Below are 22,114 nucleotides of genomic sequence, written 5' to 3'. Positions count from 1 at the left end.
GACCGGTACCACCTGCTCCACTCGACCCGGGCGGACCTGCTGCGGCGGCTGGACCGCCGCGACGAGGCCGCCGACGCCTACCGGCGGGCCCTCGACCTGGCCACGAATCCGGCCGAGCGCCGCTTCCTGGCACGCCGCCTGGCCGAGGTGGGCGGTTCCCCGGGCACTGGGGAGGAACCGCCGCTCTAGCCGGGGACCGCCACCGGAGGGATGTGGGCCAGGCCGTCGGTGAGCGCGTCCTCCGACAGCTCGAACTCCGGGAGCCGGCCGTTCATGTAGTCGTCGTAGGCCTGCATGTCGAAATGCCCGTGCCCGCACAGGTTGAACAGGATGACCTTCTCCTGCCCGGCCTCCCGTGCCTCGATGGCCTCGTCGATGACCTGCCGGATGGCATGGGCCGGCTCGGGAGCCGGCACGATGCCCTGGGTCCGGGCGAACTGCACGGCCGCGTCGAAGATCTGGTTCTGGGTGAAGGCCTTGGCCTCCATGTGGCCTTCCCGGACCAGCAGCGAGAGCGAGGGCGCGTCGCCGTGGTAGCGGAGCCCGCCCGCGTGCACCGGCGCCGGCACGAACGTGTGCCCCAGCGTGTACATGGGGAACAGCGGCGTGGTCTCGGCGGTGTCCCCGAAGTCGTAGGCGAACTTCCCGCGGGTGAGCGTGGGGCACGCCGTCGGCTCGCACGCCACGAACCGGGCCTGCGACTTCCCGGCGAGCTTGTCGGCCATGAACGGATACGAGAACCCGGCGTAGTTCGAGCCCCCACCGACGCAACCGATGATCACGTCGGGCTGCTCGCCGGCCATCTCGATCTGCTTCTGTGCCTCCAGCCCGATCACCGTCTGGTGCAGCAGTACGTGGTTCAGCACGCTCCCCAGCGAGTAGCTCGTGTCCGGGTCCTGTGCGGCCACCTCGCTGGCCTCGCTGATGGCGATGCCGAGCGAGCCGGTGGAGTTGGGGTTCTGCTCCAGGATCTTCTTGCCGGACTCCGTGGTGGACGACGGCGAGGGGCGGACCTCCGCGCCGAAGGTCTCCATGAAGATCCGCCGGTACGGCTTCTGCTCGAAGGAGGCCCTGACCATGAACACGAGGCACTCCAGCCCGAAGAACTGGGTGGCCATGGACAGCGCGGAGCCCCACTGCCCTGCGCCGGTCTCGGTGGTCAGCCGCTTCCTGCCCGCTTCCTTGTTGTAGTAGGCCTGGGGCACCGCGGTGTTCGGCTTGTGCGAGCCGGCCGGCGAGCCTCCCTCGTACTTGAAATAGATCCGGGCGGGAGTCTGCAGGGCCTGCTCCAGGCGGCGGGCCCGGTACATGGGGGTGGGCCGCCACAGGCGGTACACATCGATCACCGGCCCCGGGATGTCGATCCACCGCTCCGTGGAGACCTCCTGGAGGATCAGCGACTCCGGGAACAGCGGCGCGAGCAGGTCCGGCGTGACCGGCTCGCCGGTGCCTGGGTGCAGGGGCGGCAGCGGCGGGACCGGGAGGTCCGGGAGGATGTTGTACCAGGCCGTCGGGATGTCGTCGGGCCCCAGGTTGAACACGATCCGATCGCTCACCGCCGCACCTCCTGTGATCGTCCTCCCGTGCACCGGCGACTTCCCGGGTGCACCGGCGACTATCCGCCGGAGCCCTCGATGCCGTCAAACACGATTGCGGCCTCGTTCACCAGCCTCGGAGGTCCACCGGCCACTCGTCGACGACTGTCTCGCCGTCCACGACGAACATGCGCTCGTGGTACGCGACGGTGGGGTCCACGTGGGCGGGCAGGACGCGCAACCGGTCGCCGACCTTCACCTGGGTGGCGGAGGTGAACGTGATGTGTTCGTCGGACACGAACCACACCTGGTGCCCGTCCTCCATCGTCGGGTTGCCGTGGTCCATCCCCAGCGCCTTGAGGCCGCAGTTCACCACGGCGTGCGAGGGCCACGCCGAGATGACAGTGGCGAGGATCGACAGCGCCCGCCGGAACGGGAGGTCGAGCTCGGCGTACGCGTTGTCCATCAGGATGTACGAACCGGCCTGGATCTCGGTGGCCCAGGGGTTGATGTCGAACGTCCCGGTGCCGCCCGCGGAGATCAGGTCGCCTCCCACCGCGTCGTGCGCCCGGAGCAACGCCTTCATGGAATCCTCTGTCATCGCCGTTCGGGTGGCGCGGTTCGGCAGGCCGACGACGTGCCCCTCGTAGCCCATGACGCCGCGAACCTCCAGCCCCTTCGCTCGCGCCAGGTCCGCCAGCCGTCCCGCGTCGTCGGGCGGGCAGCCGCACCGGGGCATCCCCACGTTCACGTCGATGACCACGCGACGAACGCGACCCGCCGCCGCGGCCTCAACCGTGGCGTCCGAATCGACCGCCAGCATCACCTCGGCGTCCCGGACCGCCGCCAGCCGTTCGGTCTCCAGGGTCTCGTTCGCCAGCAACAGGTCCTGGCCGAGGCCGGCCGCGGCCATCCCCTCCACCTCGCGGACGGTGGCGCAGGTGAACGAACGATGGCCAGCCTCCACCTGCCTGCGAGCCAGCGCGGTGGACTTGTGGGCCTTCACGTGGGGCCGGAGCCGCGGTCCGGGAAGCGCCGCCGCCATCGTCGAGAGGTTGTGGTCGAACGCCTCCGCGTCGACCAGCAACGCGGGCGTTCGAAGCTCGTGGATCGTCCTGGCGCCCCCCAAGGTTGCGGACGCTACCACCGGTCGCCCTCGCCCGCGCCTACGCGCAGTTCGACCACCGCGGCCTGAGTGAGCGGGGCTCAAGGGTTTCGGCGGGCCGGTCGATCTGTTCATACTGGGAGATGGGGAACACGGTGGCGACCCAACCGGAGAAGTTGGCGGACCCACAGCCGGAGCTCGCACGGCTGGAGGCGCTGGCCCGCGTGGCGGGCGCCGCTGCCCATGGCGGCGGCCTCGACGCCGTGCTCACGGCGATCGTGCAGGGCGTCCAGGACGCGTTCGGGCTCGAGGTCGTCCTGAACCTCTACGACGCCGAGCTGGACCGCTACCTGGTCCGGGCCGTGGTGGGGGAAGGCGAGGCCGAGCTGATGGGGACCTCCACCCCACGGGGCGCGTTCGACGACCTCCTCTTGCACGGCGACGAGATCGTCCCCGACGTCACCTTCATCCCGCACGACCGCGACGTCGACCTGGGCAAGCTGGGGGCCATCCACACCCCGGCCCACGGCTGGCCCGGCCCCGGGTACTGGCACCCCATGGACATGTGCATCGTCCGGATGCGCACCTCCCGGGGCGAGGTGCTGGGGCTGCTATCGGTGGACTCGGACATCGACCGTCCCATCCCCGACGTGCGCAGCTTCGAGGTTCTCCGGCTGTTCGCCATGGTCGGCGCCAACGCCGTCGAGAACGTCCTGCTGGTCCGGGAGATCGCCGGGCTGGAAGAGGAACGCGAGAGGCATCAGCTCCGCAGGGAGCTGGAGGAAGAGGTGGCGCTGCGACGCTCGCTGCTGGAGGTCGGGGGCCGCATCGGGGCCGCGTCCGCCGCGGCGTCCAGCGACATCTTTCCGCTGGTCGCGGAGCGCCTGGCCTTCGTGGTTCCCATCAAGTCGCTCACGATCTGGATGGTCGACCACGACGCGGGGCTGATCCGCCCCCTGTACCACTCCGAGCCGGGCCCCGTCGCCGACGCGGTCATGGCGTACGAGTTCCCGTTCGGGGTCGGCGCGACCGGCGTGGCGGTGCGGGAAGGGCACAGCGTCATCGCCAACCAGGACGAGACCGACGCGGACCTGGTCAAGGTGATCCCCGGAACTCCCGACGTCCCGGAGCACGTCCTGGCCGTGCCGGTGCTGGTGGAGGAACGGGTGAACGTGGCGCTGACCCTTCGCCGGTTCGCCACCGAACCGCCGTTCCTGCCCGAGGACGCCCGCCGGGCCGAGCTGTTCGGCCAGCACCTGGCGTCCGCGTTCCTGCTCATGGAGCTGGCGGAGAAGCGCCGCCTCCTGGCCGACCAGGTGGAAGAGCTCGAGGGGCTGAACCGGCTGAAGGACGAGTTCGTGGCGGGTGTGTCGCACGAGCTCCGCACGCCGCTCACCGCCATCATCGGCAGTGTGGCCACGGTGTCGCGGCTGGGCGACATGCTGGCGGCCGACCAGCGGCGCCAGCTCCTCGGTGTGGCGGAGCGGCAGGCCAAGCGCCTGGCCGAGCTGCTCGAGAACCTGCTGGCGGAGTCCCGGCTGGCCGGCGACGACCCCGCCATGGCCCTGGTCCCCGTGGACCTGGCCCCGTTCCTGGAGGAGGTCGCCGACACCATGCGGTTCCGGGCCCCGGCCCGGATCGTCGACACCTCGTGTCCCGCCGGCCTCGACCTGGTCACGGACCGGACGCTGCTGTATCGGATCCTGTTCAACCTGGGGGACAACGCCCTGAAGTACTCGGAAGGGCCGGTGCAGCTGGAAGCGCGCCCGGAGGGGGCGGAGATCCGCATCGACGTTCGCGACCAGGGCGTCGGCATCCCGCCGGAGCATCTGGCCACGGTGTTCGAGCGGTTCCGCCAGCTCGACACGCCCGACGGCCGGCACATGGAAGGGGTCGGGCTCGGCCTCCACCTGGTGGCGCGGGTGGCGGAGGCGCTGGGAGGACGGATCGAGGTGGACAGCGAGCCGGGCCGCGGGAGCACGTTCTCGGTGTGGCTGCCGAAAGCCGGGCCGCCCGTGCGCCCATGAAGCACGCGAGGCGCCGGAGCTAGTGGTCTGTCGGTGAAATAGTCTGGTAGTGTTGAATGCATGCCAATCACGATCGCGCTCGCGCTGCCGGTCACCGAGGAACAACGATCTGAGCTTGTCCGGATGGCAGCATCGACGGCGTTGCCGCATCGCACGGTCGTTCAAGCCAGGGCGTTGCTGCTGGCGTCCGAAGGGGTGAGCAACGAGGAGATCGCTCGGCGCTCGGGGGTGGATTCCGACGCGGTCAGACGCTGGCGTAGCCGGTTCGTCGAGCGCGGGATCGCCGGGGTCGGTGCGATCGCGAAGGGGCGAGGACGCAAGCCCGGCCTGCCGCCCGGCATGGTGGCCGAGGTCGTTCGGATCACCTGCCAAGAGTCCCCCGGTGATGGATCGACGCAGTGGACGACGCGCTCGCTGGCCCGCCGCCTTGGGATCGGCAAGGATGCCGTCGCTCGGATCTGGTCTGATCACAACCTCAAGCCGTGGAAGCTCGACACGTTCAAGATCTCCAACGACCCCGACTTCGAGAGAAAGCTCGTCGACGTGGTCGGTCTGTACCTGAACCCGCCGGAGCGCGCGGTCGTGTTCAGCTTCGACGAGAAGACCCAGTGCCAAGCCCTGGACCGCACCCAGCCCAGCCTGCCGATGCGTCCCGGTCGGGCGCGCACGATGACCCACGACTACCGCCGCCACGGCACGACCGACCTGTTCGCGGCCCTCAACGTGGCAACCGGCGAGGTTCTGACCGGTTGCCAGAGCCACCACACCGCCACGGACGTCCTGCGGTTCTTCAAGCACATCGACGCGAGCGTCCCCCGGAGCCTGCAGATCCATGTGGTGCTGGACAACCTGTCCGCCCACAAGGCCCCTGAGATCACCGCGTGGCTGGCCCATCCCCGCCGCGCCCGGTGGCACCTGCACTTCACCCCAACGTCGAGCTCATGGCTGAACCTGGTGGAGCGCTGGTTCAAGGAGCTGACCGACAAGCGCCTGCGCCGCGGTACCTTCACCAGCGTGCCCGATCTCATCGAGGCCATCGCTATCTGGTCCGAGCACTGGAACGACGACCCCAAGCCGTTCGTATGGCACAAGACCGCGAGCGAAATGATCGAGAAGGTCCAGCGGGGACGGGCCGCCTTGTCCCAGGTCAATTCACCGACGGACCACTAGGCCAACGCGTTCAGTGCTGCGCTGAGGCGGATCGCCCCGTCCTCGATGTCCCCGTCGGCCACCCTGCTGAACGACAGCCGAACGTTCCGGGAGCCCCGTCCGTCGGGGTAGAAGGGCAGGCCCGGGACGACGGCGACCCCTTCCTGCGCGGCCCGCCGGGCGACCTCGACCGAGTCCGCACCCGGCGGCAGCGTGAGCCAGGAGAAGAAACCGCCCCGAGGCCGGGTCCATGCCACCCTTTCGGGCATGTTCCGTTCCAGGGCACCCATCAGCAGGGCGCACCTCCGTCCGTAGAGATCGCGGGCGCCGGCGATCCCTCGATCGAGATGGCCGCGGCGACCGTACTCCTCGAGCAGGCGCTGGGCCAGGGGCGAGGCGCACTGGTCCGTCAGCTGCTTGGCCGCGGTGAGCTGCTGCACGATGTCCACCGGCCCGGCTGCCCAGCCAAGGCGGACCCCGGGGAAGAAGGTCTTGGAGAACGTCCCGCACTGGAGGACGACGTCGGGGCCGAGCGACCACAAGCTGGGCGGGCGCGCCCCCTCGAACCCCAGCTCCCGATAGGCCACGTCCTCGACGACGAGGAACCCGTGGCGTCGGGCCAGGCCCACCAGGGCGGCACGCCGCTCCACCGAGAGGCTGACCCCGGCCGGGTTCTGGTGGTCCGGGATGGTGTACAGGAACTTGGGTGGCCGCCGCCGGACGGCCGAATCCAGGGCCTCCACGTCGAGCCCCTCGTCGTCGATGGCGACCGCACGGACCTCGGCCTCGAAGCTCCGGAAGGCCATGATGGCCCCCAGGTAGGTGGGTCCCTCCACCAGGACCACGTCGCCCGGATCCAGGAACGACTTCCCCACCAGCTCCAGGCACTCCACGGCGCCGCTCGTGATCAGGAGCTCGTCGTCGGCCGGCCCGGCCCCTTCCAGCGTTTCCAGTCGCGACGCCATGAAGGCCCGCGGTCCCGGCAGGCCGGGCGTGGGCGCGTACTGGAAGGCCGAGGGGTCCCCCAGCTCGATCAGCTCGCGAAGCAGCTCGGCCAGGACCGTACCCGGGAAGGTGGACGGATCGGGAAACCCGCCGGAGAACGAGATCACGTCGGCCGCGCCGGACTGAGCCAGGATCTCGGCGATCGCGCCACCCACGTCGGCGTGCGTGCGGGCCGCGAACGCGTCGGTCCACCGGATCACCTGCTCCTCGACCGGAGGCTGCTCAATCCCGAGGTCCGCGCGTGCCATCGCCCGCAACGTTAGCTGACCTGAGACGCAACTGGACAGTCGCCCCACGCCGTTGCAAGATTCGCGGCGACGAGCTATCGGGCTCGCCAGCCGCACTGGGGTTCGAGACTCGGCTAGGGGGTGACCGATGGCAAGACAGCCCGACGAGCAGGTGATGCTCTCCGAGAGGATCGCACCGGCCCTCGTCGCGAGAACGCTGGGCCCGTTCGACCTCGTGGTGGTCTTCGTCGCGATCGTGCTGTTCATCAACAACTCGTCCGGCGTCCAGTTCGCCGGGCCATCCATGTACGTCTTCTGGCTCGTCGCGTTCGCGACGTTCCTCATCACCGGCGCGTTCGTCACTGCGCAGCTCGGACGGATGTTCCCCGAGGAGGGGTCACTGTACGTGTGGACCCAGAAGGTCCTGGGGCCCTTCTGGGGGTTCTTCGCGGGCTTCGTGGCCTGGTGGCCGGGACCGCTGGTGCTGGTCGCCGCCGGCATCCTGGTGGCGAACTTCATCCAGCAGGTGGCCGCGTTCGGAGACCACGCCATCCTCACCAAGGGCTGGCAGCTCGGCCTGGTCGTCCTCGCCGTGATCTGGTTCAGCGCGGCGATGTCGCTGATCAAGCTCCGGGTCACCCAGAACTACGTGAACATCCAGTTCTTCTTCTACGGGGCTGTCATCTTCCTGATCGGCCTGTCGGGCGTGGTGTGGCTCCTGAAGGGGCACCCTGTTTCGAACTCGTTCGCGGCGGCCGAATGGAACCCATTCCGGAAGGACCTGGGGAACGCGGCGCTCGGCATCCCGTACAACCTCACCTTCTTCTCGTTCGCCATCCTCGCGTTACTCGGCATCGAGACGCCGATGAACATGGGCGTCGAAGTTCGAGGCGGCGAGCGAGCCATCCGGACCTACCTGTTCTGGGGCTCGATCATCGTGGTCGCTGCGTACCTGTGGACCACGTGGGGGAACATGGTCACGGTGCCGGTCGACAAGCTCAACGGCACCACGGGTGGCGCGCAGTCGGTGGGTGCCGCGATGGGCAAGCCACTGGGGGTGATCGTCGCGTTGATCCTGGCGTGGGTCTTCCTGACCGCGGCCGTCGTCTACAACTACGCGTTCGCCCGCCTGTTGTTCGTGTCGGGATTGGAGAAGCGGCTCCCCCACCAGATCGGCAGGGTGAACAAGAACAAGGTTCCGGCGAACGCCATCCTGGTGCAGACGGTGATCGCGTCGATCATCGCCGCACTGGTCTTCTTCGTCTACGGAGCCGGGACCAGCGACCCGTACAAGTACTTCTACGCGCTGTATGCGGGGCTCACCATCGTCTGGTGCATCTCGACAGCCCTGCTGTTCCTGGACGTCTTCTTCGCCAAGCGGGCGAACCCCGTGAAGTTCGAGGAGGCGCGCCGGGCTCCGATGTGGGTCCTGTACGCATCAGGCGCCGTGGGCACGGTGGTCAACATCCTCGCGGTGTTCTTCATCTTCACGGGGACCTGGTACCCGCCGGGATGGCCGAAGCTGTCCCAGTGGAACTACTGGATGATCGCGATCACCGGCGTGTCGGTCCTGGCAGGCATCGTCATCTACTTGATCTCGCAGCAGTCTCGGCGGGGCAAGTCGGAAGCCGACCTGCTGGCCGAGCTGGAGGCCCAGGTGGCGGCGCCTATCGGACCCGAGACCGGCGGCACGTAGCTCTCGGGCCCGGCGCAATCGGTCTGAGCTAGCATCGAGGCGGTCGTGGGCTCCACCCGGAGCCCGGCCTGGGGAGAAACCATGGCCGCCGAGCTGCTGGTGCTGGGAGGGGAGCGCACGCCCGCCGCCGAGAACGCCACGTTCAGCGTGATCGAGCCGGGGACGGGTGCGCCGATGGCGGAGGTCGCCGAGGCCGGCCCCGAGGACGCCCGGCGCGCGGTCGACGTCGCGGTGCGGGCCTTCGAGGAGGGACCGTGGCCGCGGACGTCGGCCACCGAGCGGGGACGCGTGCTGCTGCGGGCCTCGTTCCTGGTCCGGGAGCGCCTCGAGGACCTGGCACGCGTGGAGGCCCGGAACGTCGGCAAGCCCATCCGCGACGCCCGGGACGAGATCGGCATCGTGGCCAACACGCTCGAGTACTGGGGCGGGGCCGCGAACAAGATCTTCGGCGAGACCGTGCCGGTCCAGGATCCCGGCCTCGACGTGACGCTGCGCGAACCCGTCGGGGTGTGCGCGCTGATCACGCCCTGGAACTTCCCGCTCGTGATCGCCACGTGGAAGATCGCCCCCGCGCTGGCGTGCGGGAACACGATCATCGTCAAGCCGGCGTCGTACACGCCGCTGTCGGTGCTGCGCCTGGCCGACGTGCTGCTGGAGGCGGGGCTGCCTCCCGACGCCATGTCGGTGTTGCCGGGCCCGGGCTCATCCGTGGGGAACGCCCTGGTCGGGGATCCTCGCGTGGCCAAGGTGGGGTTCACCGGGTCCACGGAGGTCGGCTCGAAGATCATGGCCATGGCGGCCCGGAACATCACCCGGGTGTCGCTGGAGCTGGGCGGCAAGTCGGCGAACGTGGTGTTCGCGGACGCGGACATGGACCAGGCCGTGGAGCGGTCGGTGTGGGCGGTGTTCGCGAACACGGGCCAGGACTGCTGCGCCCGGTCGCGGGTGTTCGTGGAGCGGCCGGCGTACGACTCGTTCGTGGACGCCATGTCCCGGCGGACGGAGGAGCTACGGGTCGGCCCGCCGCTCGACGACGGTACCAACCTCGGCCCGATGATCTCGGCCGGCCAGCGCCAGGCGTCCCTCGACTACCTGGAGCTCGGCCAGAAGGAGGGCGCGCGGCTGGTCACCGGAGGAGATGTGCCCACCGTGGCCGGGGGCGAGAACGGCTTCTACCTGCGGCCGGCCGTGCTGGCCGACGCGCGCAACGACATGCGGGTGGCCCAGGAGGAGATCTTCGGCCCGGTGGTGTGCGTGATCCCCTTCGACACCGAGGAGGAAGCCATTCGCCTGGCCAACGACTCCCAGTACGGGCTTTCCGGGTCCATCTGGACCCGCGACATCGGCAGGGCCATCCGCGTGTCGAAGGGCATCCGCACCGGGGTGATCAGCGTGAACTCGTCACACAGCGTGCACACCGAGGCGCCTTTCGGCGGCTACAAGCGCAGTGGCATCGGCAGGGAGATGGGCATGCACGCCGTGAACCTGTACACCGAGGTGAAGAACATCTTCTTCTCGGAGTCGTAGGCGCTACTCCAGCCGCAGGAGCACTTCCTCGACCTCGTCGGGGGGCTTGTTCGACGGGCCGAGATCCTCGTCCCAGAGCACGAATCCACACTTCTCGAGGATCCGGATGGAGGCGGCATTGTGCGTGGCGACGCCCGCATACAGCGGGCGCGTCGCCTCCTGATCCAGGAACTGCGAGAGCGCCCTGGTACCGACGCCCCGTCCCCAATGCTCCCGTCCGATCCAGTAGCCGATCTCTCGCTTGCCCGTCACCGGGCTTTCGAAGCTCACGACGTTCCCCGCGACCTCCCCGTCGACCACCACGGTCTTCACCAGGACGGTCTCGTCGCGCAGGATCTTGGCCCAGTGGGCCATGAACGCCTCCCGGTCTCGAGACTCGAAAGCGGCCATCCTCGTCGCCTCGGGGTCGAGCTGGTGCTCGAAGAAGATCGGGAGGTCCTCGTCCCTCACGTCACGCAGCCGGACGTCGCCCCGGCTAGACGGAACGCTCGTACCGATCCCGTTCCCAGTCGGTGACGGTCTCGCGCCAGGCTTTCAGCTCCCAGGCTCTGCTGGTGACGTAGTAGTCACTGAAGGCCTGGCCGAGGGCTTGCTGGAGCACGTCGTCGGCCTGGAAGGCCTGGAGGGCCGACTCGAGGGAGCCGGGGAGCGCCGGGAGATCGGGCCGGTCGTAGGCGTCGCCCTCCACCGGTGGAGGGGGCTTCAGGTGGCGACGGATGCCGTCGGCCGCCGATGCGGCCACGGCCGCCAGGGCCAGGTAGGGGTTCGCGTCCGCGCCGGGGCGGCGGCACTCGAAGCGCCATAGCTCGGGCCTCTCCGACCGGATGGCCCGAACGGCGCAGGAGCGGTTCTCGTACCCCCAGGTGGCATTGATCGGCGCGAACCACCCCGGGACGAGGCGCTTGTACGAGTTCACCGTCGGGTTGAGCAGGAGCGAGGCTGCGGGCAGGTGGTCCACGACGCCCGCGATGGCCGCGCTGAACGGTGACGGCAGCTCGTCGCCCGCGTTCACACCCGCGAACGCGTTCGCGTCGCCGCTCCAGCACGACATGTGGACGTGCCCGCTGGAGCCCTCCTCGCCCGGATTCGTCTTCGCCATGAAGCTCGCCCGCAACCCCATCGACGACGCCAGCTCCTTCACCGCGAACTTCAGCAACGCGGCGTCATCCGCGGCGCCGAGCCCGCGGCGCGCTCCGAGGTTCACCTCGAGGAGGCCGGGCCCCGCCTCGGTGTGCACCGCCAGGAGCTGGATCCCCAGTCCCTCCAGCGCGGGGACCAGCCGGGAGACGAACGCGTCGTACCGTCCGATCTCGGTGAGGCTGTAGCTGATGCCGCTCGAAAGCGGCTGCCCCGCCGCGTCCCACAGCCGGATCTCGTACTCGATGGCGGCCAGGACCTCGTAGCCGAGCTCCCCCACTCCGTCCAGGACCCGCCGGAACACCTCCCGGGATGCCAACTCACAGGGGCGTCCGTCCGGCCAGCTCGGCGTGGCCAGGCACACCCGCCAGCCGGGTCGCCACGTGAGCCCGTACAGGGCCTCGGGGTCGGGGTGGACGACGAGGTCCGCGGCCCCGGTCCGGATCCCGAAGCGCTCGTAGTCGGTGATGGGGGCGTCCACCGGGTCCAGACCGAGGATCAGGTCGGTCATCACCGTCCCGTGTTCGAGCGCTGCCTCGAACGCCTCGGGGCGGAGGGCCTTGCCCCGGATCGAGCCGTTGACGTCCGGGATCCCCAGGAGGACGAACTCCGGGTGGTCGGCCACCGCGCCGGTCACGGCGTCGCCAGCGCCTTCGTGACCGCACCCTCGACGTCCTCGAGGGTGGCCGCGAGGCGTTCGACCATCTGCGCCAGCTCCTCGTCCGTGCTGGTAAACGCGGGGGCCAGGAGGACCTGGTCGCCCGCGAAGCCGTCGGCCTGGGGATGCGTCGAGGTGACCAGCAGCCCGCGCTCGAACGCGGTGTCGTCGACCAGCGCCGCCACGTCCATCTCGACGGGGAGGAAGGACTCGCCGTCCCGCGGGTCCACGAGCTCCACGCCCACGAGGAACCCGCGTCCCCGGACCTCCCGCACGATGTCCGATCCGGACAACGCCTTCTCGACGTCGGCCAGGAACAAGGGCCCGCGCTCGTGGACCCGTTCCACCAGCCGCTGCGAGACCATGAGGTCGAGAACCGTCAATCCAACGGCCGACGAGAGCGGCGCGCCGTCCCACGTGTGCCCCAGGTCGAACTCGCGCGACCCCTGATCGATGGCGTCGTACACGTGCTGCCGGCAGAGCACGGCTCCGAGCGGCGCGTGGCCTGCGCCGAGCCCCTTCCCCACCGCCACGATGTCGGGCTCGATGGGGAGCTGGTGGGCGGCCAGCCACGTCCCCACGCGCCCGACGCCGCTGACGACCTCGTCGAAGCAGACCAGGAACCCGTGTTCGTCGCGGCGCTCGGCCAGCCCCTCCCAGAACCGCTCGGGCGGCGAGTACCCGGGGAGCGCGGCAGCGCTCACGGGCTCGCAGAGGAACGCCGCCACGGTGTCGCCGTGCTGGTCGAGCAGCCGGTCCAGCTCCGCCAGCGCGGCCTCGCCGGTGGGATCGAACCGCCACGTCGAGGGCGGGATGTGCAGGTGATCAGCGAGATACGGCCCGTACGGTTCCTGGAACCTCGGCCGCCCGTTCAGCGCCAGGGTCCCCATGGTGGAGCCGTGGTAGGCCTGCGCCGGCGAGATGACCCTCCAGCGGTCGGGCTGGCCTCGGTCCACCTGGTAGGTTCGGGCCACCTGCAGCGCGGTCTCGACGGCCTCCGAGCCGCCGGACACGAACCGCACCCGCGCCATCTCCGGCGCCACCACCTCGATGACCCGGTCCGCCAGCCGCTCCTGCGGCTCGCTGGTGAAGTGGTGGTTGTAGAAGTACGCGATGCGGTTGGCCTGCTCCTCGGCCGCCGCGATCAGCTCGGGGACGCCGTACCCCAGGCACGTGACCATGGCGCCGCCGGAGCACGCGTCGAGGACGCGCCGCCCGTCGGTGGTGGTGAGCCAGACGCCCTCGCCGCGCTCGACGTTCGGGTACTCCAGGTCCAGGAAGCGGGGGAACACGGCGGTCTCGTCCGAGCGGACGGTCCCCTTCATGTCGCGACCCGCCGGTCGAGTCCGGCGATCCGGTCCCAGAAGCGCTCGAACAGCTGCCAGGTCGTTCGCTTGGATTCCTGCGCGCGCCGGTTGGTCTCCTCCAGCAGCGCATCGGGGTCCACGCCCTCCGCGTCGAGCTCGTGGCGATACGTACGGACCCACTCGTCCATGATCTGGGGCGTCACCTCGGGGTGGAACTGGAGGCCGAGGCTCCGGCCGGCCACGAAGGCCTGCGCCCCCAGATCGGTCTCGGCGACGACGTCGGCGCCGGCGGGCGGCCGGATGACGTCGAAATGCCACTGGAACCACGGCCCCTCCGGCACCAGGTCGGGGTCGCGGGTCCGCACCGGCATCCAGCCGATCTCGGACTCCGAGCCGCGGAACACCTCCCCGTCCAGCACCCGGGCCAGCATCTGTCCCCCGAAGCAGAGGCCCAGGATGGGGACGTCCGCGTCGACGGCCGCTCGCATCAACCGTGCCTCACGCCCGACGAACTCGTGGGAGTCGTCATAGACGGCGAACTCGGAGCCGAGCGAGACGATCAGGTCGTAGCCGGTCGGATCGAGCTCGCGGTCCTCCAGGTCGATCCGGAACACCTCGGACTCCGCGCCGTGCTGGTCGAGCCACTCGGTCACGTGTCCAGGAGGCGTGGGGTCCTCGTGCTGGAGGATCACGGCCCGCAGGCTGGGAGCGTCCGGGTTGGCCGCCCGTCTCACCGCGTCGCCCCGGTGGAGGTCGCGGCGAGCTCGGCGTCGACCTCGGCCGCCACCTCCCGCACCGCGCCGGCGAACCGCGACACCATCTCCTCCAGGTCGCCGTCGGTGGTCGTGAACGGTGGCGCGAACAACGTCTGATCGCCCGCGTACCCGTCGCGGGTGGGCTGGGTGGAGAGCGTGATCAGGGCCCGGCCAAACGCGGCGTCGTCGATCCGCGCGGCCACCCGGAGCTCTCGGGGGAGGAGCGACTCGCCGTCGCGAGGGTCCACGAACGACACGCCGAGCAGGTAGCCGTGTCCCCGCACCTCGCGGACCATGGCGATGCCACCCAGCGCCGATTCCAGCTCGTCGCGGAGGGCTGCCCCCCGCTCCCGGACGTGCTCGACGAGGCCCTCGGAGCGCATGGCGTGAAGGACGGCCAGCCCCACCGCGCACGCGAGCGGCGCGCCGTCCCAGGTGTGCCCCAGCGTGAACCGCCGGGACCCCCGGGCGATCGCCTCGTAGACGTGGTCACGCACCAGCACCGCGCCGATGGCCGTGTATCCCGCGCCCAGCCCCTTCGCCGTGGCGATGATGTCGGGGGCACACGCGGTCGCCGACCCCGCGAACCAGTGCCCGGTCCGGCCGACGCCCGTGACGACCTCGTCGAACAGGACCAGGAAGCCGTGCCGCGCACGCCGCTCGGCCAGGCCCTCCCAGAAACGCCTCGGCGGGGTGGAGGCGGGAAGCGCCGCCGCGCTGATGGGCTCGCAGAAGAACGCCGAGACGGTACCCGGGCCGGCCTCGTCCAGCGCCCGGTCCAAGGCCTCGAGGGCCGCCTCGCCGGTGGGGTCGAAGAGCCAGGTCGAGGGCGGGATGTGCAGGTGGTGGGGGAAGTAGGGCCCGAAGGGTCCCTGGAGCCCCGGACGCCCGGTCAACGCCAGGGTCTCCAAGGTCGGGCCGTGGTAGGCCTGGGCGGGTGAGATCACCTGCCAGCGCTCCGGCTCGCCACGTTCGACGTGGTAGCTGCGGGCCAGCTGGAGGGCCATCTCGTTGGCGTCGGATCCGCTGGTCACGAAGCGCGCTCGCGTGAAGCCCTCCGGCGCGACCTCGACGAGCTCCCGCGCCAGGCGTTCCTGGGCCGGGTTGGTGAGCCGTTCGTTGTGGACGTACGAGAGCTGCTCGGCCTGGGCTCGGGCGGCCGCGATGATGTCCGGGCGCCCGTGGCCGAGCGTGGCCGCCATCGACCCACCGCTCATCGCGTCGAGGTACCGGCGCCCCGCCGAATCCTCGACCCATGCGCCCTCGCCCCGGACGACCACCGGGTAGCGGTGGTCGAGCTCCAGCGGGAGCACGTGCGTCTGGGTGCTGGCGATCAGCGCCTCCATCTCACCCCCTGGCCCGGGCGGCTCGCGGCATGGTCGAATCGTAGGCTACCGTTCGCGTCGCCCGATCCGCACGCCCGGGAAGGAGGCCAGCGTGGCGACCATCAACGAGATCCTCGAGACGTGGCAGTCGCAGGATCGCATCGAGTGGGTCCGGTTCGAGCTGCCAGACCTGCACGGGACGTCGCGGTCGAAGACCGTCCCCATCCGCCACGCGGCCGACTACGCGGAGCGAGGGCTGAACATGTACGGGGGCGTCAGCGTGCTGGACACCCGCTCGGACGTGGTGGGTGGCACGCTGTACAACGAGGAACGCCAGTACGGGGACCAGCTCCTGTTCCCGGACCCCGACACGGCCGCGGTGGTCCCGTGGGCCGACCGGACGGCCCGGTTCATCTGCGACGCCCGGTGGTACGACGGGACACCGCTGGAGGCCACGCCCCGGCACGTCTTCCGCAGGGTGCTGGACCGGTGCCGCTCCATGGGGTTCGAGCCGGTCATGGGGTTCGAGTACGAGTTCTATCTGCTCGACCCGGAGACCCGGCAGCCCCTCTTCAGCGGCTACCACATCTTCAACACGGTCCGAAACGACTGGGTCCCCACGATCGGCCGCATCCTCGAGCTGATGCCGCGGATCGGCGTGGACATCATCACGTCGAACTGCGAGTACGCCGGGTCGCAGTGGGAGATCAACTTCGCGCCCGGGGAGGGCATGGCCGCCCCGGACCAGGCCTTCACCTTCAAGAACGGGGTGAAGGAGATCGGGAGGCAGGACGGCTACATCGCCACGTTCATGACCAAGCCGTTCCCCGATTCCGCCGGGAGCGGCTGCCACACGCACATCTCGCTGGTGGAGGCGGACGGCGGCCGGAACGCGTTCGGCGACGCCGACGACCCGCAGGGCATCACGGACGTGTGCCGGTCGTTCATCGCCGGGCAGCTTCGATACGCGAAAGCCGTCGACGCGCTGATCGCTCCGACCGTGAACTGCCACCGCCGCCGCCGCAAGCACACGTTCAGCCCGACCAACATCTCCTGGGGCCTGGAGGACCGTTCCGCGCTGGTGCGGGTGAAGGGCGGGAGGCCGGAGTCGACGCACACGGAGAACCGCGGCCCCACCGCCCTGTCGAACCCGTATCTGGCCGGCGCGGCGCTGCTCTCGGCCGGTCTCGCGGGGATCGAGGAGGGCCTGAGGCCGCCCGAGCCCTCGAAGGGGAGCCCCGCGGAGGAGGATCCGTCGCTCGAGCCGCTGCCGGCCTCGCTGCCGGAAGCCCTGGCCGAGCTGGAGGGCGAACCGGCCACCAAGGACTTCTTCGGCGAGGAGTTCCTCAAGGCCTACACGGCCATGCGCCGCCACGAGCTGTCGCGGTTCGCCGACTGGGTCACGGACTGGGAACGCCAGGAGTACGTCGACCTCTTCTGAGCGACCGGTTCTTCACTACCAGCCGGCGAATCCCGCGACGGCCTCGTCCGGGACGAGGCCCGCTTCCACGTCCGCGAGTGCCTGGTCGAGGACCGAGACGGCCTGGTCCACCTCCGCCGGGGCCAGGGTGAGGGGCGGGGTGAGCTCCAGGACGTTCGAGCGCGGGCCCACGTAGTACAGGACCACGCCGAGCTCGAAGGCGCGGTACACGACCTTGGCCGTCTCGGACGGCGCGGGCTCCTTGGTGCCGGCGTCCCGGACCAGCTCGACGCCCAGGGCCAGCCCGCGGCCGCGCACGTCGCCGATCAGCTGGTGGCGGGCGGCGAGCTCCATCAGCCCGTCCGCCAGGTCGGCGCCCACCTTCGCGGCGCGGGAGGGAAGCTCCTCCTCCTGGATGGTGCGCAGGACGGCCCGTCCGGCGCTGGCCGAGACGGGATTGCCCGCCGTGGTTTGCATGGCGAACGCCGGGTGGACGTCGAGGACCGCGGCGGGTCCGACCACTGCCGACACCGGAAGGCCTCCACCAAGGCCCTTCCCGAAGGTCACCACGTCCGGCGCGATCCCCTCGGCCTGGAAAGCGTGCAGCCATCCGGTGCGGCCCAGGCCGACCTTGACCTCGTCGCAGACCAGCAAGATGCCGTGGCGACGGCACCGCTCCTGGAGACCGGAGAGGAAGCCGGCGGGCGGGACGATCATGCCGCCGTCCGACTGGATGGGCTCGAGGAAGAGGGCGGCGACCTCGTGGGGCGAAACCTCGGTGGCGAGCAGCCGGTCGAGGCGCTCCAGGACGCCCGCCCCGGGATCCGGTGCAAACGGGCGGTAGGGGTCCGGGTAGGGCAGCTGGACCAGGCCGGGCCTCGCCAGCGCCGGGTCCTGCGACGAGTGCCCGGAGATCCCCATCGATCCCAAGGTGCCGCCGTGGTACGCCCCCACGAACGAGATGAAGCGGCGCCGGCCGGTGGCGGCCTCGATGGACCGGACCGCCGTCTCGTTGGCATCCGATCCGGAATGGCCCAGCCACACCCGCCGCGTCCCCGCCCCCGGCACGGCATCGAGCAGCTCCTCGGCCAGGGCCACCGCCGGCTCGTTGATCGACGAGAGGATGCTGGCGGCCGGCATGTTCGATGCGGCCTCGGTGACCGCACGGACGACCGCGGGATGCGCGTAGCCGAGGCTCGCCGCTCCCCACGACGCGGAGAGATCCAGGAGCCGGCGGCCGTCCTCCGCGACCAGGTACGAGCCCTGGCCGCCGACCACGGCGAGCGGGAAGAACCTGAGCTTCTCGACCCCCGCGATGGCCGCGGCGTCCCGGCCGGCGAGCGTCATCCGGCGTTCTGGCGCGCCTCGAGCGGGTAGATGCGCATGGCGTTGCCGCGCCCGATGAGCTCCGCGATGCGGTCCGCCTCGTTCGCGTCGCACTCCCCCGCCGCGATCCAGCCGTCGAGGATGCCCCCAAGCGCCCGGCGAAACAGCATCGACCCCAGGTAGTACTGCTCGGCCACCGCGAACGCGTCGGTCGAGAACAGCAGCTTCGTGAACGGGGCCACTTCCATGGCCTCCGCCAGCAGGCGCGGCGCGCTCGGCCCGTGGTAGTGCAGCGCGGAGCCGACGTCGAAGTACACGTTCGGATACATCACGGACAGGTACGCGGCCTCCCGGTGGAACGGGTAGCAGTGCAGGAGCGCCACGTCGACCCCGGGGGCGGACAGCTCCCGGATCAGCCCGGTGAGCAGCGTCGGGTTCGTGAGGTGCAGGACGAGATCGGGGTCGCCCCAGCCAACGTGGAACTGGATGGGCATCCCCCGCTCCCGGGCCAGGTCCGCCCCCGCCCAGATGCCGTGGCGGAGGAGGACGGGGTCCGCGATTCGCGCGGAGCCCGTCGCGCCGGCTTCCAGGAACGCGCCGGCGGCCCGGACGACCTCGTCGCGCGACGGTCGGGCCGGGTCGAAGGCGAAGCCGCCCCGGTAGGCCACGATGGTCTTGAACCCCACCGCATCCGACGAGGCCTCGGCCAGCGCGCCGGAGAAGGCCTCCGGGTACCGCGCCGCCTCGACGCCCGAGCGGGCCACGGCCTCCGCGACCGCTTCCAGCCTGACCACCTCGCGGGCTGGGATCGCCGCGAGCTTCGCCATGCCGGCGAGGTCGTACAGCTCGTCCGACCGGTAGCCGGTGTCGATCAGGAGCTCGGCCAGGCCCGCTTCCTCCAGGAACCGCCGGGCCACCTCCTCGGCCCCCAGCTCCCGGCGCCTCGCCACGTACTCATCGGCCTCGGCGAATGGCTCCAGGTCGAGCAGCGGCGCACACCACCGGCGTATGGCGAGGCCGAGGGGCTGGTCGAAGTGGCTCGCCCCCTTCGGCGCCGGGTCGAAGCTCTCGGTGATCCGGCTCTCGAAGGCAGGACGGTCGAGATCGCCCCGGGCCAGTCCGTGGCAGTGGTGGTCGATGAGCCCGACGTCCTCGATGGCCATGGCCGGTCTCCTCCCGAAGGTTGCGCGATGCTACCGGCCCGGGCGGTCCGCACGCCACCGCGCCCGGACGGCGAGCTGCTGCCACCGGCGGGACGGTCCCGGCTATCCTGCCGCGATGGACGTCCGGGCCGTGGCCCAAGCCGTGGAGGATCGTCGGGACGCGTTCACCGACGCGCTCCACGAGCTCGTCCAGATCGACAGCGGCACGTACACGCCCGCCGGGGTCAACCGCGTCGCCGACCTCATGGAACGGCGGTTCCGGGATTCGGGCTGGGCGGTCGACCGGCGCTCCCCGGCGCCGGAGAACGCGGAGCTGGGAGACCTCCTGGTGGCCCGGGTCGAAGGATCGGGCCGGCACCGGGTGCTGCTGGTCTGCCACATGGACACGGTGTGGCCGGAAGGGACCGTCGCCGAGCGGCCGTTCCGGTTGGACGGTGACCGCGGCTACGGCCCGGGCGTGTCGGACGCCAAGTCCGGGCTCCTGGCCGGCGTCGAGGCCGTGGATGCCTTGCGTCGCCTGGGCATGGACTCGTTCGGCCGGTTGACCTTCGTGTGCAACCCGGACGAGGAGGTGGGTTCCCCGTTCTCCGGCCCCTTCATCCGGGAGATCGCCCAGGAGAGCGACGTGGCGTTCGTCCTCGAGGCCGGCCGGGAGAACGGCGACATCGTCTCGGCGCGCAAGGGGGTCGCCACCATCCGGGTGGAGCTGCTCGGTCGGGCCGCCCATGCCGGCGTGGAGCCGGAGAAGGGCCGCCACGCCGTGCTGGACGGCGCCATGAAGGCGGTGGAGCTACAGGCCCTGAACGGCCGGTTCCCGGGGATCACCGTGAACGTCGGCGTGCTGTGCGGGGGAACGCGCCCGAACGTCGTCCCCGACCGGTGCGAGATGGAGGTCGACGTGCGGGGGTGGGAGACGGCGGCGCTCGGCGAGGCCGTCGAGCTGATCCGGAGCATCCTCGAGCTTCCCGGGGTGCCGGGCGTTCGGGCCACGGTCGAGCCGAACACCGAGCACGGGCCGATGGAGCGAAGTCCCGCCACGGTGCGACTGGTGGAGACGGCCCAGCGGTGTGCCCGGGATCTGGGGCTCGACATCCGGGACGCGTCCACCGGCGGCGTCTCGGACGCCAACCTGGTGTCGGCCGTGGGGACGCCGGTCCTGGACGGGCTCGGCCCCGTGGGCGGCGACGACCACAGCCCCGACGAGTGGGTGGACCTCGGGAGCGTCCCGGCCCGTGTCGCCATCCTGGCGGGGCTCATCGCGAGGGCCGGCGATGCAATGGCATGATGCGCCTGCTCGCATGGCGTGTTCTTCCTCGCGGCAGGGGAGGTGCTGACGTGCAGACCGAGGGATCCGGCGACACCCCGGACGTGACCGACCAGCGGCTGGCCAAGGCCAGGGAGCTCGCGGAATCGCTGCCGGCCCGCGGCGTCGGGATGGTGGCGCTCAGCCACGTGGACAACTCGGGGGTCACCCGAGTGAAGACGGTGCCGTCCTCGCTGCTCGAGCGCGCGGTGCGGTTCGGGATCGGCATGTCGCCGGTGTTCGAGGTGTTCCTGGTGGACGATTCCATCACGGCCAGCGACGAGGTCGCCGGGCCGGTGGGCGACCTCCGGCTCATGCCCGACCCCTTCGCCCTCACGGCCATGGCGGCCCAGCCCGGGTGGGCCTGGGCGCCGGTGGACAAGCACACGCAGGAAGGCGAGGTCTACGCGGGATGCCAGCGGACGTTCGCGAAGCGCATGGCCGGCCGGCTGGCCGACGCCGGGATCGAGATGCGCCTGACCTTCGAGCTGGAGTGGTTCCAGGCCGACGCCGACTCCGAGGTCGAGCGCCCGATCCACCGGGGGCCCGCCTACGGGCTCCCGGTGCTCGCCACCATCTCCGACTACGTCCGCGACCTCGTGGGCGCGCTGGAGGAGACGGGCGTTGGGGTCGAGCAGTTCCATCCGGAATACGCGATGGGCCAGCTGGAGCTCTCCGTGAAGCCCTCCGACCCGGTCGGCGCCGCGGACACCACCGTGCTGGTGCGCCAGACCATCCGGGCCATGGCGGCCCGACACGGCATGCGCGCGTCCTTCTCCCCGGTCGTGATCGCGGGCCACGTCGGGAACGGAGGCCACGTCCACTTCAGCCTGTGGCGGGAGGGAACGAACCTGTTCGCTGGCGGCGACGGTCCACACGACATGACGGACGCCGGTCAGGCCTTCGTGGCCGGCGTGCTGGCCGAGCTACCGGCCCTCGTCGCCATCGGATCACCAAGCGTGCCGAGCTACCTGCGCCTGGTTCCCCAGCACTGGGCCGGCGCCTTCGCGTGCTGGGGCCGGGAGAACCGGGAAGCCGCCGTCCGATTCGTCACCGGGATGGTGGGAAGCCGCGGGACCGCCGCGAACACCGAGGTCAAGTGCTTCGACCTGAGCGCGAATCCCTACCTCGTGGCCGGAGCGGTGATCGCGGCGGGGCTGGCCGGGATGGAGCGGAACCTCACCCTGCCGGAGGAGGTCACCTCGGATCCGGGCGCCATGTCGGAGGACGAGCTGTCGAAGCGGGGCATCAAGCGGCTCCCGCAGTCGGTGGAGGAAGCCGTGTCGCACCTGGAGGCATCCGACGTCCTGCGCGACGCGATGGGGCCCATGTTGTTCGGCCCGTTCGTGGCGGTGCGCCGGGGGGAGGCGGAAGCGTTCGCCGGCAAGGAGCCGGACGAGATCGTGGCCGCGCACCGCTGGCGGTACTGACCGGCCCGAACCGCAGCCG

General features: G+C 70.7%; 18 protein-coding genes. 8 read left to right on the top strand and 10 right to left on the bottom strand.

What is annotated here, in order from left to right:
- Positions 1–189: RNA polymerase subunit sigma-24 (locus M3Q23_03200; protein ID MDP9341118.1), on the top strand; the 189-nt coding region annotated here is incomplete at its 5' end.
- Here M3Q23_03200 and M3Q23_03195 read toward each other — a convergent pair.
- Entirely contained in the window at positions 186–1,556 is a 1,371-nt protein-coding gene (locus tag M3Q23_03195) for a TrpB-like pyridoxal phosphate-dependent enzyme (protein MDP9341117.1), read from the bottom strand. The two genes, M3Q23_03200 and M3Q23_03195, sit on opposite strands and share 4 nt — an antisense overlap.
- A gap of 106 nt (positions 1,557–1,662) precedes the next feature.
- The gene (locus M3Q23_03190; GenBank protein MDP9341116.1) at positions 1,663–2,664 is read right to left on the bottom strand and encodes an alanine racemase; all 1,002 of its coding nucleotides are present in this window, start codon (positions 2,662–2,664) and stop codon (positions 1,663–1,665) included.
- A gap of 131 nt (positions 2,665–2,795) precedes the next feature.
- Here M3Q23_03190 and M3Q23_03185 point away from each other — a divergent pair, with 131 nt between their 5' ends.
- Positions 2,796–4,667, top strand: a complete 1,872-nt coding sequence (locus M3Q23_03185) for an ATP-binding protein (protein MDP9341115.1) — start codon at positions 2,796–2,798, stop codon at positions 4,665–4,667.
- Between the two features lie 60 nt (positions 4,668–4,727).
- Positions 4,728–5,837, top strand: coding sequence for an IS630 family transposase (locus tag M3Q23_03180; GenBank protein MDP9341114.1), 1,110 nt, complete (start codon positions 4,728–4,730; stop codon positions 5,835–5,837).
- On the opposite strand, the gene M3Q23_03175 is transcribed toward M3Q23_03180, so the two are convergent.
- Positions 5,834–7,069, bottom strand: a complete 1,236-nt coding sequence (locus tag M3Q23_03175; GenBank protein ID MDP9341113.1) for a PLP-dependent aminotransferase family protein — start codon at positions 7,067–7,069, stop codon at positions 5,834–5,836. The two genes, M3Q23_03180 and M3Q23_03175, sit on opposite strands and share 4 nt — an antisense overlap.
- Before the next feature lie 127 nt (positions 7,070–7,196).
- On the opposite strand from M3Q23_03175, the gene M3Q23_03170 reads away from it, so the two are divergent.
- Complete coding sequence (locus M3Q23_03170; protein ID MDP9341112.1) at positions 7,197–8,744, top strand: APC family permease; 1,548 nt, start codon at positions 7,197–7,199, stop codon at positions 8,742–8,744.
- 45 nt (positions 8,745–8,789) lie between these two features.
- On the top strand, positions 8,790–10,271 hold the full coding sequence (locus M3Q23_03165; protein ID MDP9341111.1) for an aldehyde dehydrogenase family protein: 1,482 nt from the start codon (positions 8,790–8,792) through the stop codon (positions 10,269–10,271).
- Between the two features lie 3 nt (positions 10,272–10,274).
- Here M3Q23_03165 and M3Q23_03160 read toward each other — a convergent pair whose 3' ends face one another.
- The 5 genes from M3Q23_03160 to M3Q23_03140 are packed head-to-tail and all read right to left on the bottom strand — an operon-like array spanning position 10,275 to position 15,474.
- A complete protein-coding gene (locus M3Q23_03160) occupies positions 10,275–10,721 on the bottom strand; it encodes a GNAT family N-acetyltransferase (protein MDP9341110.1) in 447 nt (148 codons plus the stop codon).
- Positions 10,722–10,746: 25 nt separating this feature from the next.
- Positions 10,747–12,045, bottom strand: a complete 1,299-nt coding sequence (locus tag M3Q23_03155; protein ID MDP9341109.1) for a glutamine synthetase family protein — start codon at positions 12,043–12,045, stop codon at positions 10,747–10,749.
- Positions 12,042–13,391 carry an aminotransferase class III-fold pyridoxal phosphate-dependent enzyme gene (locus M3Q23_03150; GenBank protein ID MDP9341108.1) on the bottom strand — a complete coding sequence of 450 codons (1,350 nt, stop codon included), beginning with the start codon at positions 13,389–13,391 and terminating at the stop codon, positions 12,042–12,044. The genes M3Q23_03155 and M3Q23_03150 overlap by 4 nt, the downstream gene beginning before the upstream one ends.
- Positions 13,388–14,107 (bottom strand): type 1 glutamine amidotransferase, encoded by a 720-nt coding sequence (locus tag M3Q23_03145; GenBank protein ID MDP9341107.1) that lies wholly within the window; start codon positions 14,105–14,107, stop codon positions 13,388–13,390. The genes M3Q23_03150 and M3Q23_03145 overlap by 4 nt, the downstream gene beginning before the upstream one ends.
- Positions 14,104–15,474 carry an aminotransferase class III-fold pyridoxal phosphate-dependent enzyme gene (locus tag M3Q23_03140; protein MDP9341106.1) on the bottom strand — a complete coding sequence of 457 codons (1,371 nt, stop codon included), beginning with the start codon at positions 15,472–15,474 and terminating at the stop codon, positions 14,104–14,106. Before M3Q23_03140 ends, M3Q23_03145 begins: the two co-directional genes overlap by 4 nt.
- A 91-nt stretch (positions 15,475–15,565) precedes the next feature.
- Between M3Q23_03140 and M3Q23_03135 the strand changes: the two genes are divergently transcribed.
- Complete coding sequence (locus M3Q23_03135) at positions 15,566–16,894, top strand: glutamine synthetase family protein (protein MDP9341105.1); 1,329 nt, start codon at positions 15,566–15,568, stop codon at positions 16,892–16,894.
- 15 nt (positions 16,895–16,909) lie between these two features.
- On the opposite strand, the gene M3Q23_03130 is transcribed toward M3Q23_03135, so the two are convergent.
- Both M3Q23_03130 and M3Q23_03125 read right to left on the bottom strand, forming a co-directional pair.
- A complete protein-coding gene (locus M3Q23_03130) occupies positions 16,910–18,220 on the bottom strand; it encodes an aspartate aminotransferase family protein (GenBank protein MDP9341104.1) in 1,311 nt (436 codons plus the stop codon).
- A complete protein-coding gene (locus M3Q23_03125) occupies positions 18,217–19,362 on the bottom strand; it encodes an amidohydrolase family protein (GenBank protein ID MDP9341103.1) in 1,146 nt (381 codons plus the stop codon). Before M3Q23_03125 ends, M3Q23_03130 begins: the two co-directional genes overlap by 4 nt.
- 115 nt (positions 19,363–19,477) lie before the next feature.
- Here M3Q23_03125 and M3Q23_03120 point away from each other — a divergent pair, with 115 nt between their 5' ends.
- Entirely contained in the window at positions 19,478–20,647 is a 1,170-nt protein-coding gene (locus M3Q23_03120) for a M20 family metallopeptidase (protein ID MDP9341102.1), read from the top strand.
- A gap of 50 nt (positions 20,648–20,697) precedes the next feature.
- Positions 20,698–22,095 carry a glutamine synthetase family protein gene (locus tag M3Q23_03115; protein MDP9341101.1) on the top strand — a complete coding sequence of 466 codons (1,398 nt, stop codon included), beginning with the start codon at positions 20,698–20,700 and terminating at the stop codon, positions 22,093–22,095.
- The last annotated feature ends 19 nt before the right edge of the window (positions 22,096–22,114 follow it).

The sequence above is a fragment of the Actinomycetota bacterium genome, from assembly GCA_030774015.1.
Lineage (GTDB): Bacteria > Actinomycetota > UBA4738 > UBA4738 > JACQTL01 > JALYLZ01.
Note: the sequence above shows the minus strand (reverse complement) of the source record. Positions and strands in the feature narration are given on the sequence as shown.